The sequence below is a fragment of the Halomonas sp. YLB-10 genome (genome assembly GCF_003856855.1).
GTDB classification, from domain to species: Bacteria; Pseudomonadota; Gammaproteobacteria; order Pseudomonadales; family Halomonadaceae; genus Halomonas; species Halomonas litopenaei.
Genome location: NZ_RRCU01000001.1, coordinates 248,344 through 260,514, shown reverse-complemented (window position 1 = coordinate 260,514; position 12,171 = coordinate 248,344). Strand labels below are relative to the sequence as shown.

11 protein-coding genes and 2 riboswitches are annotated in these 12,171 nt (G+C 60.2%); of the genes, 4 read left to right on the top strand and 7 right to left on the bottom strand.

The window, feature by feature from the left end:
• Positions 1-28 precede the first annotated feature (28 nt).
• Together thiC and tenA are read right to left on the bottom strand one after the other, a co-directional pair.
• Positions 29-1,981: a phosphomethylpyrimidine synthase ThiC gene (gene thiC, locus EBB56_RS00970; protein ID WP_045991954.1), complete on the bottom strand. Its 1,953-nt coding sequence runs from the start codon at positions 1,979-1,981 to the stop codon at positions 29-31.
• A 77-nt stretch (positions 1,982-2,058) separates the two neighbouring features.
• A riboswitch (TPP riboswitch) is annotated at positions 2,059-2,193 on the bottom strand.
• A gap of 11 nt (positions 2,194-2,204) precedes the next feature.
• A complete protein-coding gene (gene tenA, locus EBB56_RS00965; protein ID WP_045991955.1) occupies positions 2,205-2,873 on the bottom strand; it encodes a thiaminase II in 669 nt (222 codons plus the stop codon).
• A gap of 81 nt (positions 2,874-2,954) precedes the next feature.
• A riboswitch (TPP riboswitch) is annotated at positions 2,955-3,108 on the bottom strand.
• A gap of 763 nt (positions 3,109-3,871) precedes the next feature.
• Here tenA and EBB56_RS00960 point away from each other — a divergent pair.
• Together EBB56_RS00960 and EBB56_RS00955 are read left to right on the top strand one after the other, a co-directional pair.
• Positions 3,872-4,930, top strand: coding sequence for a GSCFA domain-containing protein (locus EBB56_RS00960; protein ID WP_124802454.1), 1,059 nt, complete (start codon positions 3,872-3,874; stop codon positions 4,928-4,930).
• The gene (locus EBB56_RS00955) at positions 4,927-5,631 is read left to right on the top strand and encodes a hypothetical protein (RefSeq protein WP_124802452.1); all 705 of its coding nucleotides are present in this window, start codon (positions 4,927-4,929) and stop codon (positions 5,629-5,631) included. The genes EBB56_RS00960 and EBB56_RS00955 overlap by 4 nt, the downstream gene beginning before the upstream one ends.
• Before the next feature lie 199 nt (positions 5,632-5,830).
• Here EBB56_RS00955 and mdoH read toward each other — a convergent pair whose 3' ends face one another.
• A complete protein-coding gene (gene mdoH / locus EBB56_RS00950; protein WP_045991957.1) occupies positions 5,831-7,732 on the bottom strand; it encodes a glucans biosynthesis glucosyltransferase MdoH in 1,902 nt (633 codons plus the stop codon).
• Positions 7,732-9,318, bottom strand: coding sequence for a glucan biosynthesis protein (locus tag EBB56_RS00945; RefSeq protein WP_260425259.1), 1,587 nt, complete (start codon positions 9,316-9,318; stop codon positions 7,732-7,734). Before EBB56_RS00945 ends, mdoH begins: the two co-directional genes overlap by 1 nt.
• 363 nt (positions 9,319-9,681) lie before the next feature.
• Between EBB56_RS00945 and EBB56_RS00940 the strand changes: the two genes are divergently transcribed.
• Positions 9,682-9,936 carry an AbrB/MazE/SpoVT family DNA-binding domain-containing protein gene (locus EBB56_RS00940; protein WP_124802450.1) on the top strand — a complete coding sequence of 85 codons (255 nt, stop codon included), beginning with the start codon at positions 9,682-9,684 and terminating at the stop codon, positions 9,934-9,936.
• The gene (locus tag EBB56_RS00935; protein WP_124802448.1) at positions 9,933-10,274 is read left to right on the top strand and encodes a type II toxin-antitoxin system ChpB family toxin; all 342 of its coding nucleotides are present in this window, start codon (positions 9,933-9,935) and stop codon (positions 10,272-10,274) included. Before EBB56_RS00940 ends, EBB56_RS00935 begins: the two co-directional genes overlap by 4 nt.
• A 197-nt stretch (positions 10,275-10,471) precedes the next feature.
• On the opposite strand, the gene EBB56_RS00930 is transcribed toward EBB56_RS00935, so the two are convergent.
• From EBB56_RS00930 to EBB56_RS00920, 3 genes are read right to left on the bottom strand one after another with little or no spacing between them, the layout of a single operon-like run.
• Entirely contained in the window at positions 10,472-10,828 is a 357-nt protein-coding gene (locus tag EBB56_RS00930) for a hypothetical protein (RefSeq protein WP_231498501.1), read from the bottom strand.
• On the bottom strand, positions 10,825-11,766 hold the full coding sequence (locus EBB56_RS00925) for a lysophospholipid acyltransferase family protein (protein ID WP_045994905.1): 942 nt from the start codon (positions 11,764-11,766) through the stop codon (positions 10,825-10,827). The genes EBB56_RS00930 and EBB56_RS00925 overlap by 4 nt, the downstream gene beginning before the upstream one ends.
• 1 nt (position 11,767) lies before the next feature.
• Positions 11,768-12,160 carry a DUF4870 domain-containing protein gene (locus tag EBB56_RS00920; protein ID WP_045994904.1) on the bottom strand — a complete coding sequence of 131 codons (393 nt, stop codon included), beginning with the start codon at positions 12,158-12,160 and terminating at the stop codon, positions 11,768-11,770.
• Positions 12,161-12,171 lie beyond the last annotated feature (11 nt).

Genomic DNA, 12,171 nt, shown 5'->3' with positions numbered 1-12,171 from the left:
GGGAATGGCTTGTCTCAGACCTCCTTGTTCAAACCTCCTTGTACAGCTCAGCGCCTTGTTCACGGAAGACCCGGGCGCGCTCCTCCATGCCGGCCATGACGGCGTCGCCGTCACCCTCCAGGCCGTTGTCGCGGGCGTAGTCGCGGACCTCCTGGCTGATCTTCATGGAACAGAACTTGGGGCCGCACATGGAGCAGAAGTGGGCCACCTTGGCGGAGTCCTTGGGCAGCGTCTCGTCGTGATAGGCGCGGGCGGTGTCAGGGTCGAGGCCCAGGTTGAACTGGTCCTCCCAGCGGAACTCGAAACGCGCCTTGGACAGGGCGTTGTCGCGGCGCTGGGCGCCGGGATGCCCCTTGGCCAGGTCGGCGGCGTGGGCGGCAATCTTGTAGGTGATGATGCCGGTCTTGACGTCGTCCTTGTCGGGCAGGCCCAGGTGTTCCTTGGGGGTGACGTAGCACAGCATGGCGCAGCCGTACCAGCCGATCATCGCCGCTCCGATGCCCGAGGTGATGTGGTCGTAGCCCGGGGCGATATCGGTCACCAGTGGCCCAAGGGTATAGAAGGGCGCCTCGTCGCAGTACTCGAGCTGCTTGTCCATGTTCTCCTTGACCAGGTGCATGGGCACGTGGCCGGGGCCTTCGATCATCACCTGGACGTCGTGCTTCCAGGCGATATGGGTCAGCTCACCCAGGGTCTTGAGCTCCGCCATCTGGGCCTCGTCGTTGGCGTCGGCCACCGAGCCCGGACGCAGGCCATCGCCCAGCGAGAAGGCCACGTCGTACTGCTTGCAGATCTCGCAGATTTCCTCGAAGTGGGTGTAGAGGAAGCTTTCCTGGTGATGGTAAAGGCACCACTTGGCCATGATCGAGCCACCGCGGGAGACGATGCCGGTGACCCGGTTGGCGGTCAGCGGCACGTAGCGCAGCAGCACGCCTGCGTGGATGGTGAAGTAGTCCACGCCCTGTTCGGCCTGCTCGATCAGGGTGTCGCGGAACACCTCCCAGGTGAGGTCCTCGGCCACGCCCTTGACCTTCTCCAGCGCCTGATAGAGCGGCACCGTGCCGATCGGTACCGGCGAGTTGCGGATGATCCACTCGCGGGTTTCGTGGATGTTCTGGCCAGTGGACAGATCCATGATGGTATCGGCGCCCCAGCGGATGCCCCAGGTCATCTTCTCGACCTCTTGCTCGATGGAGGAGGTCACCGCCGAGTTGCCCAGATTGCCATTGATCTTCACCAGGAAGTTGCGCCCGATGATCATCGGCTCGGCTTCCGGGTGGTTGATGTTGGCGGGGATGATGGCGCGCCCGGCGGCGACTTCCTGGCGCACGAACTCTGGGGTGATCTCCTCGGGAAGACGGGCGCCGAAGCCCTGCCCGGGATGCTGGTGGTCAAGGATGCGCTCGACCTCATCGCTGCCTCGATAGCCATCGGCCAGGGCCTGTCGACGCTGGTTCTCGCGGATGGCGATGAACTCCATCTCCGGGGTGATGATGCCGCGGCGGGCGTAGTGCAGCTGGGTAACATTGCCGGCGCGGCCATCGGCGCCACGACGTGCGCGGCGCGGCGTACGAGTCAGTTCGAAGCGCAGCGGAGCGAGCGTCGGGTCGTTGGCACGTCGGCGACCGTAGTCCGAGGTCGGGCCATCGAGCCATTCGGTGTCGTCGCGCTCCTCGATCCAGGGCCGGCGCAACTCGGCAAGCCCGCGACGCAGGTCGACCTCGACCTGGGGATCGGTGTAGGGGCCGGAGGTGTCGTAGACCAAGAGCGGCGGATTGGCCTCGTCGGCCCCGGAGGTGCGGGTCGCTGACAGCGAAATCTCGCGAAACGGCACCCGCAGGTCGTCGCGGGAGCCCTTTACATAGACCTTGCGCGAACCCGGCAGGGGCGTAACTGCGGCCTGGTCGACCTGGGCGGTCTCGGCCAGGAAGTGCGCGCTATGGCGGGGTTTGTTTGCGGAAACGGGTTGATCGAGCGGCATTGGCTTGTCCTTCTCACGGCACTGGGTGCTGGCGTTGTTGTGTGCATCGCGTGAGGAAGGAGGGGGCGTCGTGGCCTGGGCCGTGAGCGCTTGATCCCTACGCTGGTCCTCACCGCGATGCCATGGCATCGGGGTTACCCCCAGATCAGGTTCAACGGGTCCCATGCGCTGCATGATCTCAGCCGCCTCTGGCGGCCCCCCGTCAAGCGTGGTGCTGATTGTGTTAGTCGCTTAGATCGAGCCCCATCTGCCAGAAGTCGATCTCGAGTCGTGTCGCGTCGGCGAATATCCGTGACAGTCGCGCAAAGCGCTCGCCGGATACCTGGGCCAGCTGATCGTCGAGCCAGGCCTGCTCCTGGCGTGCGGCGGCCTGGAAGTCGTCGCTTTCGTACATGGCGATCCAGGTGTCGAAGGGATTGTCTGCACCGCGCAGGGTGTCCGAACGGGCGTTGAGCGTTCTCGCGATATCGGCGTAGCCGACCATGCAGGGGGCCAGCGCCACGTGCAGGTCCAGGAGGTCGCCGCGGCTGCCGGCGTCCAGCACGTAGCGGGTATAGGCCAGGGTAGCGCGAGCTTCGGGCAGCTCGGCGAGTTCGGCCTCGCCGATGCCCCAGTCACGGCAGAAGGCGAGATGCAGGCCGAGTTCCACATCGAGGATGGTCTTCATGCCGTCGAAGGCGCCGCGCAGCTCGTCGAGGCTGTGGCTCTTGTAGGCCGCCAGGGCGTAGGCCCGGGAGAACTGCAGCAGAAACAGATAGTCCTGCTTGAGGTAGTGACGGAAGCTGGCGTCAGCCAGTTCACCACGGCCAAGGGCGAGCACGAAGTCGTGTTCGATGTAGGCGTGCCAGTCATCGCGGCAGGCGTCGACAAGATCGGTAAAGCGGTAGCCCATGTTACCTCCGGTTGGTGCGGATCCGGAGTGCGGCGGCTGAGGACACGGCGACGAGAAAGGAGGGAGGTGCGCGCGCAGGGGCTGTCACCACCGCCTGATTCCCTACGCCGGTTCAAGGTGTGAAGCCACACCGCACCCGGATCAGGTTCCACGGGATCGGCGCTGGCGGCCGGTGATTCGTCACCCTGGCCCTGCGCCATCTCAGCCGGATTCACCGGCACCCCGTCAAGCGAGTCTGGATCGAGTCTAGCATGACCTCGAAGGGAGTCCACCTCGGCTTGGCAAGAACCGATCCCGATCAGTAGATACGCCGCTGGGGGGAGGAGGTTTCCACGATATCGCGAGAGTGCAACTGCCCAGATATCTGGAGAAGTTTCCGCATGGTTGAGAATGCATTTTATCCGATTGAGGAAAAGTGGCGAAGTAGAGTCCTGATTGATCAATTCGACAAAGTTTCGACGATTTTGTTGTTATTTAAAGGGATATTTGCGTGGTTTTTCTTGGATGTTCTCTGGATTGTATTTGCGTGTTTTGCGGCTGCCTGATAGAGAATATGTGAGAGAATCTAGAGTGAAAAAAGTACGTTTGTTTTATCGATATTCTGACAGTCGTTGTGCGCTTGATGACTCCTTTGTGAAGAAGGGCAGAAAGTGACAGGTGTGTTGGTCCCGTCTTTATGGGAAGCATTGGTTCGCCGAGTTTTCATGGAAGCTAAAAATGCTTGCTTTGTTCTCTTTTGAACCACCCGTGGGGCAGGGAAATGGTGCATGGGAAAGGTTCTATGAAGGGCTCCGGGGCCGTTGTCAGTGCTCGTTTCTCAACACAATAGACAAATATTTCGCCTATCTTTTTTTATGCAAATATTTTAGAAAGGAAGACGAGATGCCAGTGTTGGCGTAAACACTCCTATTCGTCGTGGTAATGTGTGATTTAAGATAGACGTTATCAATTTTGTTCGTTCACGACCGATGTTATATATTATGTTTGAGGTGATTAATATGAATCCATATTCGACACTTCCAGACCGTGCCTTCTGGAAAAAAGCTGTATCAGAAAAGTCGATTTTTGACATATCCAATTTGTGGTCTCCAAAGTTCAAGATCACAAAGGATAGTAGGGTGGTTACCTTCGGTTCCTGCTTTGCGCAACATATTGGAAACGCTCTTGATAGCAGAGGGTTCAACTGGGTCTCGACAGAAACTCCACCTAGGGGGCTCTCGCAGGAAAATGCAAAAAAATACAATTACAATATATTTTCGGCAAGAACCGGGAATATATACACCACCTCATTGTTGAAGCAGTGGGTAGAGTGGGCAACAGGGATAAAAGAGCCGCCTGAGGAGATTTGGGAAAAGAACGGAAGGTTCTATGATCCCTTTCGCCCCGTGGTGGAACCAGAGGGTTTCTGTAGTAAAGAAGAGTTAATGCTCTCTCGAGAGGAGACAATAAAAGCGTTTAGGGAATGCATCTTCTCATCAGACTTCTTTGTCTTCACCTTAGGGTTGACTGAAAGCTGGTTCAATTCGGAATACGGCTACGAGTATCCGATGTGTCCCGGGACTTCAGCAGGGACCTACCTGAAAGGTATCCATGCGTTCAAGAATCAGATGTATCCCTCTGTGATGAATGATCTGCGAGATGCCATAGAAATAATGCGTCATGAGAATCCTGAGTTACGCTTTATATTGACAGTTTCCCCTGTTCCTTTGGTAGCGACAAACTCCAGGAACAACGTGATCGTCGCTACAATGGAATCCAAGTCAGTGTTGCGTGCCGTGGCTGGGCAGATTTCTAGAGGTTGTAATTATGTGGATTATTTTCCTTCGTATGAAATAATCAACAGCCCGGTTTTCAAGGGGGTGTTTTTCGAACCCAATCAACGAAGTGTTAACCCCCACGGTGTCGATTTTGTGATGAATCATTTTTTTTCTTCTCTGAGGAAAAAGTTTGGCGCTGAGATTTTCGGAAAACAAAACAAGAGGGTAGGTAGCGTAAAGAAAATGAATGATCTGGTTTGCGAAGAAGAGATCTTCGACGCCTTTGGAGGTAAGGAATGAAGAAAAATATTTGTGTGCTGGGCAATAGCCACGTTGGTGCTTTGAAAAGAGCCTGGGACCTGATGCCAGAGTGGCATCAAGAATATAATCTTGTCTTCTTTACCGCTAGAAGTAATGGCTTGGGTGGACTGTTTCTCATCGATAATAAACTGGTTCCAAAAACAGATAGATTAAAGAGGACCATCACCTATACATCGGGTGGCAAGAGTGAGATTGATATCGTTGAATATGATCTATTCTTGATTTACGGACTTCAGATGGAAGTTTTTTTTGTCGAACCTGGAAAATTTTTTTCATCAGCAGTAATAAAGCAAACCGTGCTGGATAGTGTCAAGGGTACGACGTCCTGGAAGATCATGGAAATGATCAGGAGCGTGACCAATAAAAAGATATATGTTGGACATAATCCCCTGCCTATTCGGAAGAAAGGTGATGATAGAAGTTATCCTCCGGAAAGCTACCTGTCCGGAATAAAGTTGATGAACGATGAAGTGTATGATAAATGCAATGCCGAGTTGATCGCTCAGCCTGCTGATACCATCGTCAACGGATGTTTTACGGAGCGGGAGCTCTCGAAGGGAAGTAAAAGATTGCCTGTAGGGGATGCCATGGATGAGGAAGCGCATCCAGACCATGATATCAGGCATATGAACGAAGAGTTCGGGAAAAAGTGGCTATCCTGCTTTTTAAGTAGAGATTGACAAAGGGTTTTCCTGGCGGATGTGTGTTATCCGGAGCTGGAGAACGCTCTTTGTAGAGCAAAGCGTTACCACCAGACAGCGGCAAACAGATGAATCATGGATCACGCTACTATGCTTGACGTGTAGTAGTCCGCTGGGATTCCCCCTCCGGATGATGCAAAAGGAGGGGGAGGACACAACGCTGTGCCACGGCACCGGCTCAGTCGACGGGCTTCTCGCCGGAGACCTCCGGCGCCGATTCCGTGCCGTGCTCGCGAAAGGACTGCACCGGCATCTCGCGGGGGACTTCCCGTGGCGGCTCGGCCGGGGTCGCCGGCGGCGGTGGTGCCTCGGCGACGCGAAGCTCGCCTACCACCGCCGGGGGGCGGGTCTCGCTCGGGACCAGCAACAGGCCGGCGCGCCTCAGGGCCCGGCCGATGCTCAGGCTGGAGCTCCAGCGGACCAGCGGAGCGGCCATCACCAGGCCGAGCCACACCGGCGTCAGCCAGATGAAGAAGCTCGGGGTGAAGGCCCAGGTCACCAGCGCCCACAAGGCGCCGATCAGTGACCATAGCCAGGTGTGGCGAAAGGCTTCCTTCCAGGGCAGGGCGCGGCCCTCGCGGGACTGTGGATCCCAGGCCACGGTGCGGCCGCTCAGTACCTGAATCACGAAACGACTGTGGAACACCATCATCAAGGGCGCGATGAGCATGGCAAACAGCGTCTCCAGCAGCATGCTGGCGACGAGCCGGGCCCGTCCGCCATAGGCCTGTGGGTTCTGGATCAGCCCCAGCACCAGCCCTAGCACCTTGGGCATCAGCAGCATGCCCAGGGTGCCGATCAGCAGCGGCATGATCAGGTTGGGTGGGGCGATCGGCCAGTCGGGAAACAGCTGCGAACTCGAGGTGAAGAAGTTGGTCGGCACCAGCGCCCGGATCAGGGCGTCGATGGTGCTGATCACCAGGATCGCCAGCCACACCAGCGACGACAGGTAGGCGAGGGCACCGAAGAAGAAGTGCAGACGGCTGAGCACGTGCAGTCCGCGCCCGCCGAGCAGGCGCATATGCTGCAGATTGCCCTGAACCCAGCGCCGGTCGCGCTTGGCGTAGTCGAGGATATGACTCGGCATCTCTTCGAAGCTGCCGCCCAGGTCGGTGCGCATGCGCACCTGCCAGCCGGCACGGCGCAGCAGCGCCGCCTCGACGAAGTCGTGGCTCAGGATATCGCCACCCAGCGGTGGCTTGCCGGGCAGCTCCGGCAGGCCACAGGCATCGGTGAAGGCGTCCACGCGAATGATGGCGTTGTGGCCGAAGTAGTTGGCCGCGGTGGCGTGCCAGAAGCTCAGACCGCTGGCCAGCATCGGCGAGTAGAGTGCAGCAGCGAACTGGTTGGCGCGGCCGAACAGGCTGTCCTGGCGCACCGGAATCGGCACCGTCTGCAACAGGCCAAGGCGCGGGTTGGCCATCATCTCGTCGATCAGCTCGATGACGGTGGTGCCGCTCATCAGGCTGTCGGCGTCGATCACCAGCATGTAGTCGTAGTGGCTGCCCCAACGGGTGCAGAAGTCGCCCAGATTGCCTGCCTTGCGCCCGACGTTACTGTCACGGTGGCGGTAGTGCAGTTGGCAGTGGCCTTCCAGGCGCTTCTGCAGCTCGGCCATGGCGGCCTTTTCCTCGGCCACCACCTCGTCGTCGGTGCTGTCGCTGAGCACGAAGGCTTCCACCTCGATGCCTTGCGGCAGGTCATCCAGATCCTTGCAGGTGGCCTCGAGTCCGGCGGCGACTCGCAGCACGTCCTCGTTGTGGATCGGCATCACCAGGGCGGTGCGGGAGTGGGAGCCTTCGGGCCGCATGGGATAGGAATGGCGCGGCTTCAGGCTCAGCGGGTCACGCCCGGTCAGGTTGAGCACGAAGCCGATCAGCGCGCTCCAGAAGGCCATGGTGATCCAGCCGAAGGTGATCGCGAACAGGCCGATGATCGCCATCTCGAGCGGACTGATGCCCTCCACGTAGAGGATCCTGAACATGGTCCAGACCCCCAGCGCCGTGGTGGCGGCAATGGCCAGGCCGACGCCAAGACGTCGCAGGCGTGGCCAGGGTACCTCGGGAGTATGGGCGTTCATCAGGGGCTCCAGATGCTGTTCCAGGTTTCGCTCAGGCGCTCGCCACGAAGCATGAGGGTCAGGCGGATATCAGCGGGCTGGTCGCCGTCGGGCAGCAGCGTGAAGCTGGCGCGCCAGGTGTCGTTGTCGGGCAGCGGTGTGACCTTGGCCTCGGCGGTCTCGCCGCTGGAGGTGGTCAGGGTCATCTCGACCGGTTGGCTGGCATCGAGTCCCTCGAGCTCACCGCCGCGGAAGTCGATGATGAACTGGCGCAGGCGCTCGTCGGGGGGATCGCTCTGTCCCGGCACACCGCCCCAGCCCTGGCGCGAACGCACCACACGAGCCAGCGGTTCGGCCGTGGGGGTGTCGCCGAAGGTCCAGGTACGATAGCGGTAGGTGCGGGAGTCGCCGGCCATCAGCGGGTTGGCGGGCACCCAGTAGGCGGTGATGTTGTCGTGGGCCTCGCTGTCGGTGGGGATCTCCACCAGCTCGACGTGGCCTTCACCCCACTCGCCCTGGGGTTCGACCCACTGACTGGGGCGACGCTCGTAGCGGGCCTCCATGTCCAGGTAGGCGTTGAAGTGCTGGGGCCGCTGGACCAGGCCATAGCCCTTGGGCGAGGTGTCCTGCAGCCCTGAGATCTGGAGGCTTTCGGGGTTTTCCAGCACGCGCCAGGTCCACTCGTCGGTGCTGGTGGCCATCAGCAGGCCGCTGGAGTCATGTACCCGGATGCGGTAGTCGTCCTCCTGGCGGCGATCCATCTCGCCATGCAGGAACATGCTGGTCAGCGGTGCGACGCCGAGCTTCTCGACGTCTTCCCTGGCAAACAGGCGTGCCTCGGTGTCGACCTGGGTGCGCTTGCCCGGGGCGATGTCGAAGCGGTAGGCGCCGGCCAGAGACGGGCTGTCCAGCAGCGCCAGCACGGTCATGTGGGTATCGCCGGGCTGCGGCTTGACCAGCCAGTATTCGCGAAAGGCGGGAAACTCCTCGCCCCGGGGCAGGGCGGTGTCGATGGCCAGGCCACGGGCCGACAGGCCGTAGCCCTGGTCGCGGCCGACCAGGCGGAAGTAGGACGCGCCCAGAAATACCGCGAACTCATCCTTGTAGTCGGCGCGGTTGAGCGGGTAGTGCAGGCGAAAGCCGGCATAGCCGAGCCCACTCAGATCGAGCTCGGCGAGGTCGGCGGCATCGTCGTCGTAGCGAAAGCGCTCAGGCTCGAAGGGCAGCGAGCGTACCTCGCCATCCTCCAGCAGGTGGATATCCACCGGCTGGTCATACAGAAAGCCTGGGTGGAAGAGCTCCACCTCGAAATCGCCATCATCCTTCCACAGTGCCCGCTCATCGCGGTAGCGAATCTGTCGGTAGCGGTCGTAGTCCATCTCGGTTAATGCCTCGGGCAGCTCGGCCGAGGCCTCTTCATAGGGGGACGCGGCCAGTTCCTTGGCCCGGTTCGTGACCTGTTCGAACAGCGCGCCGGTCTCGACGGCCATGGCCGGCGTCGTCAATGCGGCGCTGGTGATGACGCCGACGAAGGCGAGCGCCAGGTTGCGCGAGCCAGGTCGCCGCCGAGCAAGGGTGTGTCGTGCTCGAGATATTGCCGTGTCCAAGTGCGCTCTCCTTGCGAGCGGACGAACGCCCGGTGGCTCGGGTTCGCCCGCTGGGGGTGTAGGGGATCCTTCTGCCGTTCACATCGATGGCATGTTCTATGCGACTTTCTATGCCACTTTCTATGTCGCTTTCTATGCCAAATCGAGCCAGCCTTTAATCTAGCCTATTGGCCGAGACAAAAGTTGCAATAGATGTCATTCGAGTGCATTTGAGGGTTTGTGCTAATTCGGGTTCCGTGTCGCCGATTAGCGACGGTGTTGGGGTGGGCAGGTTACTGAGCGGTAACAGGCGAAGTGGATGCACGAGCTTGCGGTCGAGGCAGCGCGTATCTGCTGTGTAGATACGTACAGGAGGGGAGTGATATGGAACTCAAGATTCAGAAGTGGGGCAATAGTGCCGCCATCAGGTTGCCAGTTGAATTGCTTCGACAGCTGGGCCTCAGCGATGGGGATTTGCTGGAAGTCGAGGAAACTTCCCACAGGTTGGTGTTGAAGCCTGTGGCGTCAAAGCCAAAGTATTCCCTGGAGGAATTGCTGGCACGCTGTGATCCCGAGGCTCCCGAGCCTGAAGACCTGGCAGCCTGGCAGGAAATGGCCCCGGTAGGGCGTGAAGAATGAAGCGTGACAAATATAGCCGTGGCGATATTGTGCGAGTTCCCCTCAATCTGACCGAAGGACGCGAGCAGCGAGGTGACTTTCGCCCTGCGCTAGTGTTGACGCCAATAGCTTTCAATCATTTTGGTACGGTGGTCGTGGCACCCATCACCCAAGGTGGCAACTTCGCGCGCCACGCAGGCTTTGCGGTACCTCTGAGCGGGACCCGTACGCAGGGGGTAGTGCTGGTCAATCAGATCAGGACTGTCGATCTTGAAGCGCGCGGAGCGCGCAGAGTCGAGTCTGCCCCGGATCACGTCGTCGATGATGCTTTAGCGCGTGTTCGTACGTTATTTGAATAGGCCGTGGTCGCAAATTCTTAGGCGCTGTCCGAAAAGTCGACGAGCGAAGGTTAGACAAGGCAAAAATCGGTGAGAAAGCGCAGTTTACGGGGTGTAAATGAGCATTTTGACCGGGCTGGCGCACCAGCCGATTTTTAACGCCGTATTACCGAACGCAGGCACTTTTCAGACAAGCCCTAGTGCTGGCATTGCCGCGCCTACCACAGCCAGCTGGATGGTCTGGGCGGCGGCAGGCGCTGGTGCAGGGCACGCCAGCCGACGATGCAGCGGATCACGAACCAGGCGGTGACCAGCAGTGGGGGCAGTGCCAGGCCGATGATCAGCACCGACAGTACCACTGCGGCGACCATGTAGAGCAGGCCGATCCAGAAGGTGCTGATCAGAAACTGGTAGTGGGCACGCAGCCAGGGGGCGGCGTCGGTGCGATAGACGTAGGCGACGACCAGCGCGATCAACAGTGTCACGAATCCGCTCACCAGCCCTGCCAGGTAGAGCAGATAGAGGACGTGGCCGACGCGAGTCTCCGGCGGCGGTGACACTGACGCTGTCGTCACTTCATGTTCCTCGAGCTGTAGAGGCGGTAACGGCGGAAGTCGGGATCGCCACGTTGTTCTTCCAGGGTCTTGGTGTAGCGCTTGTATTCCCACTGGTACTGGGCCGGGTCGAGTGCGATCACCGCCTCGATGCTGGCATTGACCCCGCTGCAGGAGATGGTCTCGTCTTCATCGTAGACGCGCTCGTCGGCGGCCAGGAAGTACAGCGCGAAGCCCCGCCCGGGACGGCGCAGAGCGACGCCGGTCACGACCCTTGCATTGGTGCGCGACACCAGCTTGGGCAACAGGGTGGCAGTGTAGGCGGGGCGCTCGAAGAAGGGCGCGAAAACGCCGCTGCCCCAGCTGGGTTCCTGATCGGGCAGGATGCCGACGGCCTCGGATCGCTTGAGCGCCTTGAGCAGCGCCGCCACGCCTCGGGGGTTGGTCGGCACCAGGCTGGCGCCGCAGCGCTCGCGCCCGGCGCGGATGATCGGGTCCAGCGGTGCCAGCTTGGGCGGCTCGTACATGGCGGTGAAGGGGAAGTGGCTCGACAGCCAGAAGTTCAGCACCTCCCAGTTGCCGAAGTGAGGCGCCAGGATGATCACGCCCTTGCCCTCGGCGCGGGCATCATCCAGCAGTTCGCGGCCATGTACCTCGACGATGCTGTCGGCCACTCGGTCGGGGTCGCCCTGCCAGGCAAAGCCGAGTTCCAGCATGGTGGCGGTGGAATGCTTGAGGCTTTCGCGCCCCAGGGTGGCGCGACGGGCCTCGGTAAGGTCGGGATAGACCACTTCCAGGTTGAGCCTGGTCACCGCGCGTTCGCGCTTGAGCAGGGGGTAGGCCACATTGACCAGGGCGACGCTGAGTCGCCACAGGGTCGTCGGTGACAGTCGTGACAGTATCCGCCACAGGCGTGATATCGCGGTAGCCTGGAGTCGCTGTTGCCAGGGGACGTTCATATCAGATCAACCAACTTTCCACATTGTCCGGAGCGCGCTTTTCCTGCAGTGCCTTGAAGCCTTTGACGCAGCGCACGATCAACCACACCGCCAGGGCCAGCAGCAGCGGCAGGCCGATCACGATCAAGGTCAGGATCGAGGCCACGATGCCGTAGAGCAGGCCTATCCAGAAGGTACGGATCTGGTAGCGATAGTGCTCGTCTAGCCACTCGGGGCCCTTGCCACGGTAGACGTAGGCGATGATCACCCCGATCACCGCGGTGAAGCCGGTGACCAGGTTGGCCAGCAGCAGCGCGTAGCCCACCAGCGACATGGTGGTGTCGGCGGGGGGCGTGTCGCCAGGTGAGGGAGGCTCGACAGTGGGTCGTTGAGGCGTAAGGTCGTGTTGGCTCATCCATGGTCCCT

Excerpts from the sequence above, each read along its gene's own strand:
- thiC (WP_045991954.1), bottom strand. The coding sequence starts at position 1,981 with ATGCCGCTCGATCAACCCGTTTCCGCAAACAAACCCCGCCATAGCGCG.
- tenA (WP_045991955.1), bottom strand. The coding sequence starts at position 2,873 with ATGGGCTACCGCTTTACCGATCTTGTCGACGCCTGCCGCGATGACTGG.
- EBB56_RS00960 (WP_124802454.1), top strand. The coding sequence starts at position 3,872 with ATGAATCCATATTCGACACTTCCAGACCGTGCCTTCTGGAAAAAAGCT.
- EBB56_RS00955 (WP_124802452.1), top strand. The coding sequence starts at position 4,927 with ATGAAGAAAAATATTTGTGTGCTGGGCAATAGCCACGTTGGTGCTTTG.
- mdoH (WP_045991957.1), bottom strand. The coding sequence starts at position 7,732 with ATGAACGCCCATACTCCCGAGGTACCCTGGCCACGCCTGCGACGTCTT.
- EBB56_RS00940 (WP_124802450.1), top strand. The coding sequence starts at position 9,682 with ATGGAACTCAAGATTCAGAAGTGGGGCAATAGTGCCGCCATCAGGTTG.
- EBB56_RS00935 (WP_124802448.1), top strand. The coding sequence starts at position 9,933 with ATGAAGCGTGACAAATATAGCCGTGGCGATATTGTGCGAGTTCCCCTC.
- EBB56_RS00925 (WP_045994905.1), bottom strand. The coding sequence starts at position 11,766 with ATGAACGTCCCCTGGCAACAGCGACTCCAGGCTACCGCGATATCACGC.
- EBB56_RS00920 (WP_045994904.1), bottom strand. The coding sequence starts at position 12,160 with ATGAGCCAACACGACCTTACGCCTCAACGACCCACTGTCGAGCCTCCC.